We start from the raw sequence: 18,790 nt of genomic DNA, 5'->3' as shown, positions 1-18,790 counted from the left end.
TCATAGGTTAATAACATATTCTTTATTGATTGGTAATAATTTTTTAGTATCTTTATCTTGTTTTATTTCTTAAACGAGAGGAATAGAGGATATGCGACACCTTTTGTTTTTAGGGGCATTGGTGTTTCTGCTAGAGGGGTGTGCAACAACCACTCCCATCCACATACACAACGCTTGCGCTATTTTAGCACAAAAAAATGGTTTTTTTGATAATTGGGGTAAGGCATCTCAAAGAGCAGAAATGCGTTATGGAATTCCTATGCCGATTATCCTTGCAACCATTAATATGGAATCGGGCTTTCGTCATAATGCGCGTCCTCCACGCAAAAAACTACTTGGTTTTATTCCATGGAAGCGTCGATCGACAGCTTATGGTTATTCTCAAGCACTTGATAGTACATGGGCAATGTATCTTCGCTCTACAGGAAAGTCTTTTGCACGGCGTACAAACTTTGCAGATGCTACTGATTTTGTTGCTTGGTATCATCGCCAAAGTGTTCAACGCAATGGGGTGAGGTTTGATGATGCATATAGCCTTTATTTAAATTATCATATGGGGCATGGTGCTTATGCGCGCAGTAACGGATATGTCAGTGCTGCGCTTTCACAGGCAGCACAGCGCATGGCAAGGATATCGAGCCTTTATGAACAGCAATTAAGGAAATGTGGATGGCGTTAGTAAAGATTCTCAAAATCTCAATTAGAGAATTTATGGGATAAAATTATTCGAGAGAAAAGTTTCTTACGGCGTGATAAGATAGTGTTGTTTTTCCGAGTATCGAATGAAATAAATTTTTACATTTTAGAATAAACTCAAACGGCAGAAAGTTTTTGCGATATACAAATATATTTGAAGATACTCTCGATATTTTTGCCTCCCTTTGTTCAATAACGCAAGCATTGTTCGTGTGGATGAAGGATTTACATTTATTCAATAATTTACAATAGACACGATTTGTCACTTAGTGCTGGCATTTAACTCTGGACGAAATACAAGAAATTATTGAAGCAGAAAATATAATATCGATTTCATTATACGTATTATTGACTGATTATGACATGAATATTCTTATTTATTCGGTGTATGAAATAGCAATTAAAATAAAAATCATTCAAACATTCAATATAAAAAACGGGAAATGCATTAAACAAAAGAACATCATTTCATAAAATGTTGCTTTGTATAAAGGAATAATGACAGCCCACCAAAAAACTCAGTGTATTTTAATTATGAAATGAAGCATTTCTATCCATCTTAATTGAAAAAAGTCACCTTATTGTATGATACTATCGTTTAAGGGGAAAGGTATATACAGCTTTACATATAATACATCTTCAAGGCAAAATTTTCTCGTAGCGTGAAGTAATACACTACCCTCCAATGTTGTGATAACGTCGCTTTTCTCCTATACCTCAACTTTGCTCATAATATACCAAGAAAACAATTTTAACAGATTCAATATGTGCGGAGTTATGATAAGAGAGGCTTACACTGTTTGGAATTATTATTTTATATAGTAGATAATTTATCGTGACAAATCAATATGTTAATTAATTATTAACAGACCTTAAGGAATGAGTTGGTGAAGGCTGCTTAAGGGAGATAATTTTTTAAAGTTAGTAGGACATTTTATAAGGTTAAAAAACACTCGAAAAAAGTTCTGATTCGCAATAATTGAGAAGCATATCCTGTTCTCAAGTCTTTATTGAAGTAGTTCGCACCTTTTAAAAAGATATCCATAATCAATATGTTATGATTTTGCAGAAATGCTGTAACGGGGGAGATTCAAATTTTGTCCTTTAAAGAAAGACTTCTATTAAAAGGCTTATTTTTCATTGTCATGAAAGTAAAATTTTACAATTTAACAAACGATTAAAAGTGCACTATGATAGCGTTGAAACACAAACAGTCCACTATTAGACCAAAGCTTACAAAACACATAAATTTTTCAGATTGATTTCTCTTGATGGAAGTGCTGGCCATTTTGGTGGAGCTAAGCGGGATCGAACCGCTGACCTCTTGCATGCCATGCAAGCGCTCTCCCAACTGAGCTATAGCCCCTATAAAAACAAATTTTCCAAAAGGACAGTATAATTCCAACTTTTTTAAAACGAGAAAAATTGAAGATCAAGAAGAATTTGCATTCAACGGAAAAGATGCCTTCTTTTAAGCATCGTCATCATTAGAAACGCCGCCTCCGAGAATATCGGTGACATCATCATCTTCATCGTCATCATCGTGAGATAAAAATGTATCATCGTCGTCACCAAGATCGACATCACTATCTTCCAAATCAGGAAGATCGTCATCTTTAGAACCGTCATCATCTTCTTCAAGAAGCATAAAAGCAGACTTTTCAAGGGCTGTATCAAGCTCTTCAGTATCCACTTCTTCTTCATTGTTTGCTTCAGCTGCCGCAACCTCAAAATAAGAACGCGGATAAGAAATTCCTGTATAGGGTGACACAATAGGATCGCGATTTAGATCGTAAAACTTTTTTCCTGTTTCTGGATCAACACGTTTCGTTCCAAGTTCTTGTTTTGCCATAAACCGTGCCTCTTTGATTAACTACATTTCATTAAAAGATAAATTTTATGGTGCTTAATCGAAAAATAATACCTTTGTCAAAGATAAATACACTATTCCACGTAGATTTTTTCATGACGTCCTTTAAAGCATGTGCTAAAGAATGCATAATTTTATAAAAGTTAGATAGAATTTTCATGCAAAAAGCAATCCCTGTAACCGCCTATAAATCGAGTAGTCTCTCTGGAAAAATTCGAATACCAGGAGATAAATCAATCTCCCATCGCTCTCTTATATTGGGAGGGTTAGCAAATGGCGAAACATATATCCACGGATTACTTGAAAGCGCTGATGTACTTAATACATCTTTTGCTATGCAAGCTATGGGCGCTTGTATAATGAAGGAAGATGATTTCTGGATCATACGAGGAACAGGGAATGGTTGCCTTTTAGCTGCACAACAACCTTTAGACTTTGGAAATGCTGGAACAGGTGCGCGTTTGGTTATGGGAATGGTTGGTCCCTATCATATGAAAACAACTTTTGTTGGTGATGCTTCTCTGTCTAAACGTCCTATGGGACGTATCCTCGATCCCTTACGTCTTATGGGGGTGGAAATTGAGGCAACAAACGGCGATCACCTTCCTTTAACGCTACATGGTCCCAAAATGGCTAATCCGATTTGCTACCGTGTTCCAATAGCTTCCTCCCAAGTTAAATCAGCGGTTCTCCTTGCTGGACTCAATACTGCTGGCATTACAACAGTTATTGAACCAGTTCTCACACGCGATCATACGGAAAAAATGTTAAAAGCATTTGGTGCTAAGCTTGAAATAGAAAGAGATAAAGAAGGTGCGCGTTTGATTCATCTTCATGGTCACCCCCATCTTACGGGACAAACGATTCATATTCCCGGTGATCCTTCTTCTGCTGCTTTTCCAATTATCGCAGCTCTTCTTGTAGAAGGTTCTGATATCACCATTGAAAATGTTCTGATAAACAATTCTCGAATAGGACTTATCGAAACATTATGGGAAATGGGCGCTCATATTGAATTTTTGAATCAACGCCAAACAGGTGGAGAGGATGTTGCCGATTTACGGGTAAAATCATCAACCCTTAAAGGTGTTACTGTGCCTAAAGAACGAGCTCCATCGATGATTGATGAATATCCTGCGTTGGCGGTCGCGGCAGCATTTGCAGAAGGCAAAACAGTTATGTTAGGGATTGAAGAATTGCGTGTTAAAGAATCAGATCGATTGTCTGCTGTTGCTCAAGGATTAAAAATTAATTGCGTAGACTGTGAAGAAGGTCAAGATTTTCTTGTTGTTCATGGCAAAGGTTCTGCCAAAGGTTTGGGTGGTGGGCATGTCTTTACACATCTTGATCATCGAATTGCTATGTGCTTTCTCGCCTTTGGGCTTGTCTCAGAAAAACCTGTTACCATTGATGATCAACGAATGATTGCGACGAGTTTTCCGGAATTTATTCCTTTTATAAAACAACTTGGAGGAAAAATTGCTTGAAGCCTTTTGTTATTGCCATTGATGGACCTGCCGCCTCAGGCAAAGGGACCTTAGCACGCAAAATTGCCGCACATTATCATCTTCATCATCTGGATACAGGGCTTACTTATCGTGGTGTTGCTCATGCGCTTTTACGACACAATTTAGCTTTCGATGATGAAAAAAGTGCGATCACTTATGCTAAAGAACTTGATTTTCATAGCTTAAATTCTGCTCTTCTTTCTTCTCATGAACTTGGTGAAGCGGCTTCAAAAATAGCGCTTAATCCTGCTGTGCGCAAAATTCTTGTCGAAAAACAACGTAATTTTGCCAAAACTTTACCGGGCAGTGTGCTCGATGGGCGAGATATTGGTACTGTCGTTTGTCCTAATGCCGATATCAAGTTTTATGTTCTAGCTAATGTTCAAACACGTGCCAAACGTCGCTATCAAGAGATGTTAAAAAAAGGGAGGCAAGCAAATTATCATGAAATTCTTAGCAATCTTGAACAGCGAGACAGTCGCGATATAACGCGCAAACAAAGCCCTCTAAAACCCGCAAAAAACGCCCACTTGCTTGATACGTCAGAATTGAGTATAGAAGCAACATTTACAATTGCATGTAGTTTTATTGATCCAATCATAGAAATGCATATAATTGGATAAATTCGTCAAGGTAACTTCCAGCCTAGCGCTAACTTTTCTTCCTTTAATTCAAGGAAAAAGGCTAAGAAGTTGCCCATGTTAACACTAACCTAGCGCTTATACCTTATAAGACAAGGTATATATTAGGAGTTCTTATGTCACAATACAATCCCACAACAGCGGATTTTGAAGCCCTTTTAACAGAATCTTTTCAAACCAATGATCTTAATGAAGGATCTGTTGTTAAAGGTCGTGTTATTGCAATTGAAAAAGACATGGCCATTATTGATGCTGGACTTAAAGTTGAAGGACGTATTCCTCTCAAAGAATTTGGAGCTAAAGCAAAAGATGGTTCTTTGCAAGTTGGCGATGAAGTTGAGGTTTACATTGAACGCATTGAAAATGCGATGGGTGAAGCTGTTTTATCGCGTGAAAAAGCACGGCGCGAAGAAAGTTGGGTCCGTTTAGAAGAAAAATTCAATGCTGGTGTACGCGTTGAAGGCGTTATCTTTAGCCAAGTAAAAGGTGGCTTTACAGTTGATCTTGATGGTGCCGTTGCTTTTTTACCGCGCAGCCAAGTTGATATTCGTCCCATTCGTGATGTTTCACCTCTCATGCATAATTCGCAATCTTTTGAAATTTTGAAGATGGATCGTCGTCGTGGCAATATTGTTGTTTCGCGTCGTACTGTCTTAGAAGAAAGTCGCGCTGAGCAACGTTCAGAAATCGTACAAAATCTTGAAGAAAACCAAATCGTTGAAGGTGTGGTAAAAAATATCACAGATTATGGTGCCTTTGTTGATCTTGGTGGGATTGATGGTCTCTTACACGTTACAGATATGGCATGGCGGCGTGTTAACCACCCATCTGAAGTACTGACAATTGGCCAAACCATTAAAGTTCAGATTATTCGCATCAATCAAGATACACACCGTATTTCTCTTGGCATGAAACAGCTTGAAAGTGATCCTTGGGAAAGCATCAGTGTCCGGTATCCGATTGGTAAAAAAATTACGGGCGCTGTTACCAACATTACGGACTACGGTGGTTTTGTTGAAATTGAACCAGGAATTGAAGGATTAATCCATGTTTCTGAAATGAGCTGGACAAAGAAAAATGTTCACCCTGGAAAAATTTTATCTACATCACAAGAAGTAGAAGTGGTTGTTCTTGAAATTGATCCTTCTAAACGGCGTATTTCTCTTGGCTTAAAGCAAACATTTGAAAATCCATGGGAAGCTTTTGCCAATAAATTTCCTGTCAATTCACAAATTGAGGGAGAGGTTAAAAATAAAACAGAATTTGGTTTGTTTATTGGGCTTGAAGGCGATGTTGATGGTATGGTTCATCTCTCTGATCTTGATTGGAATCGTCCAGGTGAACAAGTCATTGATAGTTACAATAAAGGCGATATTGTTAAAGCTGTGGTTCTTGATGTTGACATTGAAAAAGAGCGTATCTCTCTTGGAATTAAGCAGCTTTCCAATGATAAAGTTGGAGAAGCGGCTGCTTCTGGCGAATTGCGCAAGGGTACTGTTGTAACCTGTGAAGTCGTTGCGGTTAACGACAATGACATTAATGTGAAATTGATTGATCACAACCTTGAGACAACCATTCGGCGTGCTGATCTCGCGCGTGATCGTGATGAACAACGGCCTGAGCGTTTTGCCATTGGGCAAAAGGTTGATGCGCGCATCACAGCATTTGATAAAAAAACACGTAAAATTTCAGTATCGATCAAAGCATTAGAAATTGCAGAGGAAAAAGAAGCTGTTGCACAATATGGCTCTACAGACTCAGGGGCTTCTCTTGGTGATATTCTAGGTGCAGCCTTGAAAAAACAAGAAAAAGATTAATCATCAATCATTAAAGCTTATAGCATTATTAAGGTCACTCATTTTAGGAGTGACCTTTTTATTTTCTAAAGAAGTTATCGACTTATTTTTTAATTGTTGCATGAAAAATTATAAATGCCTGCAAATAAAAACAAAAGTTTGTTTTTTGTTTATCAATGGTTCACTATTCAGATAAAATGCTTACAATGTAAATAAAAAAACGATGTAATTGAATAATAATGGGACATTATGGCGTGCACAATACCTTTCATAAAGTACTTTTTTTCTCAAAAAAAAGGAAAAGATTACTTTATTAATACGGATTTTCCTCTTCGTGCAATTTATAAAGTACAAGAAGATCTTTATAACTTAGGGCATGATATAGCTTCTGGAAAAGAAATTTTACTTCCTGAATATGAAGGAGTAGAAGATTTTCGTAAGAGATTGCATGAAAATACCAAACTTATTCTTCATGCTTTTCACACGAGTTATTTTGCTGCTCGAAATGATGAAACGATCGCACCGTCTGCTCAATGGCTGATTGATAATCATTACACCATTGATAAAACCATACAACAATTACACCGTAACCTCCCCAAGTCCTTCATAAAGCAACTTCCTCTTTCTACACAAAAAGCAGGAATACCAAGAATTTTTGCTTTAACTTGGCTTTATATTGCGCATACCGATAGCAGCTTCTCACAAGAAACGCTTACGGCTATGATCAATGGATTTCAAGAAGTTTGTGCACTCACAATTGGTGAATTGTGGGCTCTTCCTTCTGTTATGCAAATGCTGCTGATTGAAAATGTCCGTCGTCTTTCAGTGCGTATCGAAAAAGCGCGGCATATGTGCCATCTTGCGGCTCAAGTAGCGGATCAAATTTCTCTTGTAGAAAATAAAACGAGTCTAAATTCTCTTTTTACGCAATACAAACCATTTACTGCTGACCCAACTTTTTCAGCACATTTATTCTATCGCTTACGCAGTGCATCTGTCGATTCAACGGTAGCATTAAATTGGCTTGAAAAGCAACTGGAAAGCCAAGGCAGTAGCTTAGAAAGTGCAACAGCCGATGAACACACCCGACAAGCCGCAGATGGTGCAACCATGGGCAATATTATTCGTGCCCTTAAAGCTATAGATGATGTTGATTGGACTGTATGGTTTGAAACAGTCAGTTGTGTTGATGCTATTTTGCGTAAAAATAGCGATTTTTCTGAAATTGATTCTCATTCACGCAATATTTATAGACAAGTCATTGAAAAAATTGCACGTTTTTCTCCTCTTAGCGAGATAGAAATTGCACATAAAGTTATAGAAATAGCCAATTCCACTTTTGAAGATACGCCGCATCATTTTTCTGTTGGGTGGTATCTTGTTGATGATGGTCGTGATACCTTTGAAAAGGCTTGTGGATATATTCCGCCTCCTCTCATAAAATGGGCACGCGCTTTTTATTGCTTAAAACTGAGAGTCATCGCTATTCCTGTCTCTTTTCTAACACTTGCTCTTTTGCTTGCAGTTTACACCTTTTTACAAATATCTGGCACAACACCATGGATGTCTCTTGGCTTTACTGTCTTGGCTCTTTTTCCTGCTATGGATGCTACTTATTCATTCTTTAATACTGTTGTTTCGTGGTTTGTTCCATCAAAACAGCTTATTGGTTATGAATACAAAGAAGGTATTCCAAAACATGCACGTACAATGGTTGTTGTGCCTACTTTAATCACTTCACGCGATAATATTGATGAACAAGTACACAATCTTGAAGTGCACTATCTTTCCAATTCTAAAGGTGCCGTTCATTTTGCGCTCATCACAGATTGGGTTGATTCCTCCTTCGAGCAGACACAAGATGATCTTGATCTCTTAACGTATGCACAAAGAAGTATTGATGAACTCAATTCCCGTTATCATCGTGATGAACTTCCTCTTTTTTTCCTTTTACATCGCCGTCGCCTTTATAATAGTGGCGAAAAATGTTGGATGGGATGGGAACGAAAGCGGGGAAAACTTCATGAACTCAATCGGCTATTAAGAGGCGATAAAAATACGAGCTTTTATCCCATCAATCCACATCTTCCTATGGATTGCCGTTTTGTTATGACGCTGGATGCCGATACACGTCTTACCCCTGAGAGCGTCACAAGACTTGTTGGAAAGCTTAACCATCCACTTAATCATCCTATTTTTGATCCGCAAAGTGGAAAAGTGGTAAAAGGCTATAGCATTTTGCAACCACGTATTATTCCTTCTCTGACAACAGGAAAAGAAACATCAATTTTCCAACGGGTTTTTTCTACCAACTGTGGGATTGATCCTTATGTTTTTGCTGTTTCTGATACTTATCAAGATCTTTTAGGAGAAGGTAGCTTTATCGGTAAAGGTCTTTATAATATTGATGCATTTGAACAAGCACTTGATGGCAAAGTTAAAGAAAATACTGTTCTCAGTCATGATCTCTTAGAAGGAGGATATGCTCGTACTGCTCTTGTCAGTAGCATAGCAGTCATTGAAGATTATCCAACATCTTATAATATTGATGTTATGCGTTATCATCGCTGGATTCGCGGTGATTGGCAACTTTTGCCTTATCTTTTTTTGCCTCGTCAAATAAGCTTGGTGACGCGTTGGAAAATGCAGGATAATTTGCGGCGTTCTCTCACGCCACTGACGTGGTTAATTGCAGCATTTGCAGGATGGGCTCTTTTGCCATTAAAGAGTGCAATCGTCTGGCAAATATTCTTGTTGCTTAGCGCTTTCATTGCACCCATTTTATGTGTATTAAAGATGTTTGTTGCATCGAATATAGATTATTCTTTGCGCGGACATTTTCAATTAATTTGGAATAAAACGGCTTCTACAGGCGCTGATATATTTCTTAAAGTGACGTTTCTTGCTCATTCGGCATATTTTATGACTGATGCGATTATTCGTACACTCTATCGTGTGATGGTTTCAAAACAGCATCTTCTTGAATGGAAAACTTTTGTCGCAACAAAATCAATGCCCAATAGTTTGCCTTTCTACGTGCTTACAATGGCACCAGCATCACTTATTGGTGCTCTTGCTCTAACATTCCCTCTTTTTTTTGCTCGTTCTACAAGCTTTATTGCTTTGCCTTTTGGAATAGTATGGTTTCTTTCACCTTTTATTGCTTGGGTTGTGAGTCGCCCTTCAACATTTCAAGATGGCCTTGATCTTTCTTCAAAAGATGAAAAAATCCTCCGCTCTATTGCACGGCGGACGTGGCTTTATTATGCAACCTTTGTTAATGCGCAAAACAACTATTTGCCTCCCGATAATTTTCAAGAAGATCCTAAACCTATTGTTGCTCAACGTACATCTCCTACGAATATTGGGGTCTATCTCCTTTCTGTTATTGCTGCACGTGATTTTGGCTGGATTGGTTTTGAAGAGACCATCACCCGTATTGAATGTACATTACGCTCTCTTGCAAAAATGGAAAAGTTCCGTGGTCATCTCTATAATTGGTATGAAACCGATACACTCAGACCTCTTTTACCCACTTATGTATCAACTGTTGATTCAGGAAATCTTGCCGGTCATTTGGTAACACTCTCTTCTGCCTTAAGGGGATGGGCTGAAAAACCGCATCTTCTTTTTCAAAGTGATCGAGACGGCTTATCAGATGTTCTTACTATTCTCGAAGAAACGGTTAAAGAAATTCCAGATCCACAACCTCGTTTGCGTTCTTTACGCCAAAGAATCGAAAAAAATATTGCTCGTTTTCATCACTTGGTTCGTACTTTTTTAGAACAAGAAAATACGATTCCTTCTCACATTAAGGATCTTTCACGTGCAGCCCACGATATTCTACATTTAGTCGATGAACTCGACCAAAAAATTCAAACGATAGAATCTGCTCGTGCGCTTTCTTGGGTTAAATGCCTTATCGAAACCTGCGACGCTCATTATCATGATGCAACGGTTCATTGTGATACTGAAAAATTATGCAAAAAACTAAATAGGTTGGCTATAGCAGCACGGAAAATAGCCTTTGATATGAAATTTGATTTTTTAGAACAGCCTAAACGGCATCTCTTATCCATTGGATATCGTGTTCAAGAAAACAAACTCGATGAAAATTGTTATGATCTACTCGCTTCAGAGGCACGTCTTGCAAGCTTTTTTGCTATCGCAAAAGGAGATATAAAACTTAAACATTGGTTTCATCTTGGTCGACTCCTCGTCCCCATAGGTTGGAAGGGTGCACTTTTATCATGGTCTGGTTCCATGTTTGAGTATCTTATGCCATCTCTTGTGATGCATGAACCTTTAGGATCTCTTTTGGATCAAACAAATCGATTGATTATTCGTTGTCAAATACAATATGCTCATATACGGGAATTGCCATGGGGTATTTCAGAGGCCGCATTTAACGCTCGTGATCATTTAATGAATTACCAATATGCTCATTTTGGTGTTCCAAGCCTCGGATTCCAACGGGGTCTTTCACGCAATGCTGTCGTTGCTCCTTATGCCAGTTTTCTCGCGGCACAATATGCTCCTGCTTGCGCTGTTGCCAATTTAAAACGACTTCGTGATCTTGGAGCTTTAGGAACATACGGTTATTATGATTCTGTTGATTTTACCCCTTCACGCGTAAAAACAGGAGAAAAATACGCAATTGTACGCAATTATTATGCGCACCATCATGGTATGTCTATCCTTGCTCTTAACAATGTTATTTTTCAAGGGAGAATGCGTGATCGTTTTCATCGTGATCCCATTATTGAAGCAATGCAATTTCTTTTACAAGAGCGTGCTCCCCATCTTATTCCTATTATTCACACCAAAGCTATTAATCGTATGCGCGATAAATCTCAAGCATTGGATGCGGCTCCTTTGCGCATTATTACAAATCCGCTGCTTAAACCAAGGGAAACTTTGCTTTTATCGAATGGCTTTTATTCTATCATGTTAACAGCGAATGGTTCTGGCTATAGCCGTTGGCATGATTATGCGATTACGCGCTTTATTCCTGATGCAACAGAAGATCAACAAGGGACTTTATTCTTCTTACGCGATACATATAGTGGGCGCTGGTGGTCTGTGACCAGTGAACCAACACGCGTTATTGAAGAAGAAGCTGTCAGCATTTTTACGGATGAAAAAGCTGAATATACAAAAATGGTTGATGGGATCAAATCAACACTTGAATGTCTGATTACATCTGAAGGATGTGGCGAAGGTAGACGTATTCAACTGATGAATACAACAAACAAAGACTGTCTTATTGAAGTTACCTCATATGGTGAATTAGCGCTTGCAACAATGGATATGGACCAAGCTCATCCTGTTTTTTCACGGATGTTTATAGAGACGGAAATTGCTGAGGAAGGCAAAACAATTTTTGCCAAAAGGCGCAAACGCTCACCTAACGACCCTGAAATTTATATTGCTCATTTTATTTCCAGTACAACAAATACTCTCCAAGAAACAGAAGCTGAAACGGATCGCTCGTTGTTTATTGGTCGGGGGCGAACCATTCATCGTCCCGCTGCATTTGATCAAAATGCTCGTTTTAGTAACAGTCAAGGTTGTGTTCTTGATCCTATTATGTCATTGCGATGCCGTATAAAAATTCCAGTTCATGGAAAAGCAGAACTTATCTTTTGGACTTTTGCTGCTCATACAAAAGAAGCGCTGCATAATCATATGAAACATTATCGACAACCTGAAATGTTTCAAAAGGAACTTTCAATGGCATGGACACGCTCACAAGTTGCACTATATCAGAGTGGAACCCAGCTTAAAGAAGCTATTGTCTACCAAAAATATGCAATGCCGCTTATCTATCTTGATCGAACATGGCGTCTTCCCTCTAAAATATTGGCAAAAACGCTTGGAAAACAGTCTGATCTTTGGCCCATGTCCATTTCAGGAGACAATCCACTCTGTCTTCTTAGATTAAATAACGAGGGAAATATAACTGTACTGCGTGAACTCCTTAAAGCACATGAATATTGGCGTACGCGCGGACTCATTGTTGATTTGGTCATTCTCAATGAACAAGCATTTTCCTATATACAAAATACACAACGCGCTCTTGAATGGGTATGCGAATCTTATCAACATCACATGCAAAAAACAGATGAACGCCAACATATTTTTACACTTCGGCGTGATCAAATAAATGAACAAAGTTTTAAAACGCTTCTTGCATCAGCACGCATTATTCTTGATGCCCAAAATGGCTCTTTATCTGAACAGCTTAAACGATTTGATAAGAATGATTTTGATTTCTCAATTCATGAAAATTATCAAGGATCTCATTATCAATTAGAATCCCCCAAATATAACGAAGGAAGGCAAGTTACAACACAAACTGAACAAAATCTTTTTGCTTCCATTGGCCTTGCTGGTCAACGAAAACCTTCTTCTTCTCCCACTGATGGAGAAGGTCTAAAATATTGGAATGGTTATGGAGGTTTTAATCAGAATAACCATTATGTAATACGTCTTCATGGGCGCACCACAACACCGCATCCATGGATTAATGTTATTGCTAATCATGGATTTGGTTTTCATGTTTCTGCTGAAGGTGCAATTTTTACTTGGGCTAATAATAGTCGCGATTATCAATTAACCCCTTGGGCGAATGATACAACGTCTAATCGGCCAGGCGAAGCACTTTATTTGGTTGATCGCCAGTCTTTCAAACGTTTTTCACCCGTTTCTGCTGTAGAATGTGATGAAAATGTTGTTTATGAGGCTTGTCATGGTTTTGGATTCTCAACTTTTAAATCGACACATTCAGAAATCGCCTTAGAACTGACCCATACACTCGACCCAGAGAAACCTGTTCGCTTTTCACGTCTTATCCTCACGAATGAAGGAGACAAACCACGCAGTTTACGCCTTTATAATTATGTCGAGTGGGTTTTAGGAAATGTTCGTACAAAATATGCTCCCTTCATTGTTTCCTCTTATGAGGCTAAAAGAGGGGTACATTTCATTGAAAATCCTTATCATATTGAAAAATCTCAACAAATCACATTTTTATCAGCATCGGAAATGCCAACTAGCACTACAACAAATCGCAGCGAATTTATCGGTGCAACGGGAAGCATCTCACATCCAAATGCGATCCGTAAAGCCAGCGCACTTTCGAACACCATTGAAGCAGGGTGTGATCCTTGTTCGGCATTTGCTTATGATATTGACCTTCTTCCAGGACAAAAAAAAGAAATCATTTTCTATCTTGGCAGCGCTGAAAATAGAAAAGAAGCTGAAAAATTACTCAATAAAGTACGTGCAAGCGATTTTGAAACTTTGCTTACACAACAAAAACAATATTGGAGTGATTTTGTTTCTCCATTTCAAGTAAAAACACCGGATCCCTCCTTTGATATTATGGTCAACCATTGGCTTCCCTATCAAATCTATGCATGTCGCATCATGGCGCGCGCTGCCTTTTATCAAGCAAGCGGAGCATTTGGCTTCCGTGACCAGTTACAAGATAGTTTGTCTTTGTTATTGCTGAAACCACAATTGGCCTATGAACAATTGTTAAATGCGGCAGCGCACCAATTTCTTGAAGGGGATGTACAACATTGGTGGTTGCCTGACACAAATGCTGGTGTTCGCACATATATTTCTGATGATATCGTTTGGCTTGCATATGCAACAGCTCTTTATGTCAATACTACTGGTGATGATGCTTTTCTTGATACGCTCATTCCTTTTATTGAAGGCGATGTTCTCAAAAGTGGCCAACAGGATGCTTATTTTCAACCCACAAAATCCTCAAAGGTTGCAACAATTTATGAACATTGTGCTTTAGCTTTAGACCTTGCCATTAAACGCCGTGGACCCCATGGAATTCCTCTTATTTTAGGTGGCGATTGGAATGATGGCATGAATTTGGTAGGTAGCGAAGGAAAAGGCGAAAGCACTTGGTTAGGATGGTTTTTGGGGAGCACCTTAAAAGCATTTATTCTGTTGGCTAAAAAACGTGGTGACAACAGCCATGTGCAAATATGGAGTACATACCTTGAACGCTTAACAAAATCCCTGGAGGAGAGTGGTTGGGATGGTGCTTGGTATCGACGTGGTTATTTTGATGATGGAACGCCTCTTGGCTCTAAAATCAATGATGAATGCCAAATTGATACCATTGCTCAATCTTGGGCTGTTATTTCTCAAATGGCATCGTTTGAGCGTCAAAAGCAAGCAATGGAATCAATGTTGGAGTATCTGTGTGATAAAAAAAGTGGGCTCATTCGCTTGTTTTGGCCGCCTTTTGATAAAAGTACACTCGAGCCTGGTTATATAAAAGGTTATCCTCCAGGCATTCGAGAAAATGGTGGTCAATATACGCATGGTGCCATTTGGAGTATTTTAGCATTGGCTGAAATGGGACAAAACGATGAAGCTTATGCTTTATTTTCTATGATTAATCCAATTATCCATGGACAAAATCCGGAAACTTATCGCGTTGAACCTTATGTGATGGCGGCAGATATTTATGCTGTTGAACCACGATGTGGTCAAGGTGGTTGGACATGGTATACAGGCTCAGCCGGTTGGTTTTATCGTGCCGCAACACAAGCTATTCTTGGAATAAAGCGTCAGGGAGACTTGTTATTTTTACAGCCACATTTACCTTCTATTTGGCCAAAATATGAAGCAAAAATGAAATTTTATGATGCCGTTTATACCATTAAAGTCAAATGGGGATCTGAAAATACACTTCACCTTAATGGCAGAAAATATACCGAAATTCATACAGGGATAAAGTTACAAAAAACAGGCCAGCATGAAATTATACGTATTGTTAAATCTTAAAGGCGAAAAAAGAGAGCAAGTCTTTTATTCTTGTCCAAGATCTTAGAGTTGTTATAATTCTCGCGTCGTCTATATTGACTGTGTTGGTGCATAATAATTTTAGACTTTATAATATTGAAAGAAAAAGATTATGAATAATCCAGATATTGCTAAACGTGTTTACGATCATACTTGGAAACTTGATCCCATTATTCGTTCACTTCTTGATACGGATTTTTATAAGCTTCTTATGGTACAGATGATTTGGGGGCTTTATCCCACTGTCAATGTTACTTTTTCCCTCATAAATCGCTTTAAAACAATACGTCTTGCCGATGATATTGATGAGGGTGAATTGCGTGCCCAACTTGATCACGCTCTTAGTTTGCGCTTTACAAAAAAAGAAATGATCTGGCTTGCTGGTAATACATTTTATGGACGCAAACAAATTTTTGAACGGGATTTTCTTCAGTGGCTTGAGAATTTTCAACTCCCAGAATATGAATTAATCCGCAAAGATGGCCAATATATTCTTCATTTTTATGGCTCATGGGCTCATAGTTCCATGTGGGAAATTCCAGCTCTTGCTATTGTTAGTGAATTACGTTCACGTGCAGCTATGAAAAAACTGGATCGTTTTGCTCTTGATGTACTTTATGCGCGTGCTAAAGCAAAAATGTGGCGTAAAGTTGAACGCCTTAAAAAATTGCCTGATATTAAAATATCCGACTTTGGTACAAGGCGCCGCCATTCTTTTTTATGGCAGCGCTGGTGTGTTGAAGCATTAAAAGAAGGCATTGGGAGCTCTTTTACGGGAACTTCTAATGTCCTTCTCGCCATGGATACAGATTTAGAAGCTCTTGGAACCAATGCACACGAGTTACCTATGGTCATTGCTGCTCTCAGCAACAACGATGATGAATTACGCAGGGCTCCATATCAAGTTTTGCAAGATTGGAATCGTTATTATGGTGGAAATCTTCTCATTGTTTTACCTGATACTTTTGGTACAGAAGCATTTTTACGTGATGCCCCAGATTGGGTAGCAGATTGGACTGGTTTTAGGCCGGACAGTGCGCCTCCTATTGAAGGTGGCGAACGGATTATTCAGTGGTGGAAAGAAAAAGGAAAAGATCCACGCGAAAAGCTTTTAATTTTTTCTGATGCTCTTGATGTTAATACAATTGAAAAAACCTATCATCACTTTCATGGGAAAGTACGCATGATTTTTGGATGGGGCACTGATCTTACCAATGACTTTACAGATTGTGCACCTCAAGAAATTGCAAATCTTGATGCTCTTTCCCTTGTTTGTAAGGTGACCCATGCCAATGAGCGACCAGCCGTAAAACTTTCAGATAATCCCGAGAAGACGATTGGTGATTCAAAAGAAGTACAACGTTATCTCAATTTTTTTGGTAATAAAAAGCGCGTTGCTAGACCTATAAGGACGTAATTTTCGGCCCTCTAAACGGACTATTGACGCATCATATTGTTGATAGGGTTAATTTTTTCCTACTCTCAGGATGAGGATTCTTGGCTCGTGCAGATCTGTAAATAGTTCGGGTTTTGTTAAGCGGATTCTACTTAGCTTCCCACACATGCGGTTTACTTACATAAGGCTCGATAAAAAACTTAAAAAATATACAAATGCACTTCAAAAACTTAACGTGCCAAGGAAGTTTAGCTAAGGAGGTTTACATGCTTTCTCTCATTTATAGATAAAGATGTTTTACGGCATAACAGGATACTATCATTTTGCATGTTGAGTGAGAGCTCGCGGACATTGTAAGCTTTTTTCATTTCAAACATGTTTTCGAATTAAGCACAATCATTTCCTTGCATGCTACAACTGATGGTTCGTATGGATAAAAACTATAATAAAATAGCTCTTATAAATGCTCTAAAAGGCTATTGTAACCTTTGGAATTGGTGAGACAACATTGGAGGATGATAAAGAGTATAATGACCAATCGGTTCACATCTTACAAAGGAAGGATAGTGATGTCAAAATAGATTTCATTTTACAGGATATTTACCATTATACGTTGTATAAGTCCCTCATGACATGAGTATAAAGCCCATGACATGAGTATAAAGATTGAGAAATATTTCATTAAAATAAACGTGGAAATAACACGATAAGCATGGGGGATTTTTTTATTTTACGTGATTATGTGAAAGACAGGATCTCATAAAAAACAGAGAATACAATAATATTTTTATTTCGAATAAGTTGATGTAAAGTCAGAAAATTTATTTACGTGCATATCATCACAAGAATACGTAGATGGATAAAGTCATTTAAAAAAACTGTTGTTCCTTATGGCTTATCCTGAAGCTAAAAATAGAGGACTGGCTTCTTAACGGTATAAGTATAAAATGATAGGGTTTAATAAGCTTTGTATGATATTTTCATCAAGAGATATGAAAAAAACAAAATGACTTATTAGAAAAAAGACATAATACTAAGGGTTTTTTTAAGAGCGATGTATATAAAAATTTGTACGAGTATGCTTTACAAAAATAAAGCCTCTTTACGAATGTAATTTATTATTATTTACAAAGCAATTTTTTATGATTCTCAAGGGGTTTTTATATAGTTTTCTTTGCTCATAAAAATTATTTCACAAACATATCATTAATCAATTGTTTTTAAGAAGTTCTTTATTTCATATGTATTTTGAACACGGAGAGGTTGTCTTTAAAACATGAAGCAAAAGTCTCTCTCATCGCTCTAACAAATAAGTCAAAGTTAAAAAGAGCATCTCATAAAGTCTTTTTTGTCATTATGAAGATGGACGCGTTACAATATAAATAGCAATCAACAATAATATAACAGCCACAAGTAAAGAAATCCATAAAGGAGGGTGTACCATTACGAAAAAGGATAATCCTCCCCCTGTCATACTCATCACTGCAAAAATTTTAACAAATGGAGAGATAGCTCTTCTTTCTTCCCATCGTTTAAGAGGGGGACCAAAAATACGATGATTATTCAACCACTGATGAAAACGTGGAGAAGAACGCGTAAAACACCATGAGGCACCCAACAAAAAAGGCATAGTCGGCATAATAGGTAATATCACACCGATAATACCTAATATAACCATTGCCCAACCTGCTATATAATAGCAGAGGCGCAAAGGGTGTGATATCTTGAAATATTTTTTCATTCTCTCGTATTATTTTCCTCTACGTAAAGCTTTACGCAAAAAATTAGATCTGTTTCACTGTTCATATATTTGAGTGAACAATTCTTCTCCATCATTTCTTCTCTCTACCATTTCTATGCGCCATACATTTCTATGCGTAAGCGTCTTTGACTTTCATAAGTTCCTTCAAGAGACTCAATAGCTTTGCAATATGATAATGATTTTAAACGGTTTCAAGAAATAAGAAGAAATTTTAGAAAAATGAAAAAATAAGAAGGCTGCAGAATAAATCAATGCAGCCTCTTAATTAAGAATGCAGCGCTAA

The 18,790-nt window shown here is 38.0% G+C and carries 8 protein-coding genes and 1 tRNA gene; 6 read left to right on the top strand and 3 right to left on the bottom strand.

What is annotated here, in order from left to right; genetic code table 11:
• The first annotated feature begins 91 nt into the window (after positions 1–91).
• Positions 92–679: a transglycosylase SLT domain-containing protein gene (locus CEV08_RS00245; protein WP_100129790.1), complete on the top strand. Its 588-nt coding sequence runs from the start codon at positions 92–94 to the stop codon at positions 677–679.
• A 1,307-nt stretch (positions 680–1,986) separates the two neighbouring features.
• Here the strand turns inward: CEV08_RS00245 and CEV08_RS00240 are convergent.
• Both CEV08_RS00240 and CEV08_RS00235 read right to left on the bottom strand, forming a co-directional pair.
• Positions 1,987–2,062: transfer RNA gene (locus CEV08_RS00240), tRNA-Ala, on the bottom strand.
• A gap of 105 nt (positions 2,063–2,167) precedes the next feature.
• Positions 2,168–2,548 (bottom strand): TIGR02300 family protein, encoded by a 381-nt coding sequence (locus tag CEV08_RS00235; RefSeq protein ID WP_100129789.1) that lies wholly within the window; start codon positions 2,546–2,548, stop codon positions 2,168–2,170.
• Between the two features lie 176 nt (positions 2,549–2,724).
• Here CEV08_RS00235 and aroA point away from each other — a divergent pair, with 176 nt between their 5' ends.
• The 5 genes from aroA to pncB all read left to right on the top strand — a co-directional run bounded on the left by aroA (position 2,725) and on the right by pncB (position 16,766).
• Complete coding sequence (gene aroA / locus CEV08_RS00230; protein ID WP_100129788.1) at positions 2,725–4,053, top strand: 3-phosphoshikimate 1-carboxyvinyltransferase; 1,329 nt, start codon at positions 2,725–2,727, stop codon at positions 4,051–4,053.
• Positions 4,050–4,697: a (d)CMP kinase gene (gene cmk, locus CEV08_RS00225; protein ID WP_100129787.1), complete on the top strand. Its 648-nt coding sequence runs from the start codon at positions 4,050–4,052 to the stop codon at positions 4,695–4,697. The genes aroA and cmk overlap by 4 nt, the downstream gene beginning before the upstream one ends.
• Positions 4,698–4,831: 134 nt before the next feature.
• On the top strand, positions 4,832–6,532 hold the full coding sequence (gene rpsA / locus CEV08_RS00220) for a 30S ribosomal protein S1 (RefSeq protein ID WP_100129786.1): 1,701 nt from the start codon (positions 4,832–4,834) through the stop codon (positions 6,530–6,532).
• A gap of 228 nt (positions 6,533–6,760) precedes the next feature.
• Positions 6,761–15,331, top strand: a complete 8,571-nt coding sequence (locus CEV08_RS00215; protein WP_100129785.1) for a GH36-type glycosyl hydrolase domain-containing protein — start codon at positions 6,761–6,763, stop codon at positions 15,329–15,331.
• Positions 15,332–15,461: 130 nt separating this feature from the next.
• The gene (gene pncB, locus CEV08_RS00210) at positions 15,462–16,766 is read left to right on the top strand and encodes a nicotinate phosphoribosyltransferase (protein WP_100129784.1); all 1,305 of its coding nucleotides are present in this window, start codon (positions 15,462–15,464) and stop codon (positions 16,764–16,766) included.
• 1,333 nt (positions 16,767–18,099) lie between these two features.
• On the opposite strand, the gene CEV08_RS00205 is transcribed toward pncB, so the two are convergent.
• Positions 18,100–18,486: a YbaN family protein gene (locus CEV08_RS00205; protein WP_100129783.1), complete on the bottom strand. Its 387-nt coding sequence runs from the start codon at positions 18,484–18,486 to the stop codon at positions 18,100–18,102.
• Between the last annotated feature and the right edge of the window lie 304 nt (positions 18,487–18,790).

It is taken from the genome of Bartonella tribocorum (genome assembly GCF_002778015.1).
GTDB lineage: Bacteria > Pseudomonadota > Alphaproteobacteria > Rhizobiales > Rhizobiaceae > Bartonella > Bartonella tribocorum_B.
Note: the sequence above shows the minus strand (reverse complement) of the source record. Positions and strands in the feature narration are given on the sequence as shown.

Coding starts and splice junctions, on each gene's coding strand:
- CEV08_RS00245 (WP_100129790.1), top strand. CDS start 92: ATGCGACACCTTTTGTTTTTAGGGGCATTGGTGTTTCTGCTAGAGGGG.
- CEV08_RS00235 (WP_100129789.1), bottom strand. CDS start 2,548: ATGGCAAAACAAGAACTTGGAACGAAACGTGTTGATCCAGAAACAGGA.
- aroA (WP_100129788.1), top strand. CDS start 2,725: ATGCAAAAAGCAATCCCTGTAACCGCCTATAAATCGAGTAGTCTCTCT.
- rpsA (WP_100129786.1), top strand. CDS start 4,832: ATGTCACAATACAATCCCACAACAGCGGATTTTGAAGCCCTTTTAACA.
- CEV08_RS00215 (WP_100129785.1), top strand. CDS start 6,761: ATGGCGTGCACAATACCTTTCATAAAGTACTTTTTTTCTCAAAAAAAA.
- pncB (WP_100129784.1), top strand. CDS start 15,462: ATGAATAATCCAGATATTGCTAAACGTGTTTACGATCATACTTGGAAA.
- CEV08_RS00205 (WP_100129783.1), bottom strand. CDS start 18,486: ATGAAAAAATATTTCAAGATATCACACCCTTTGCGCCTCTGCTATTAT.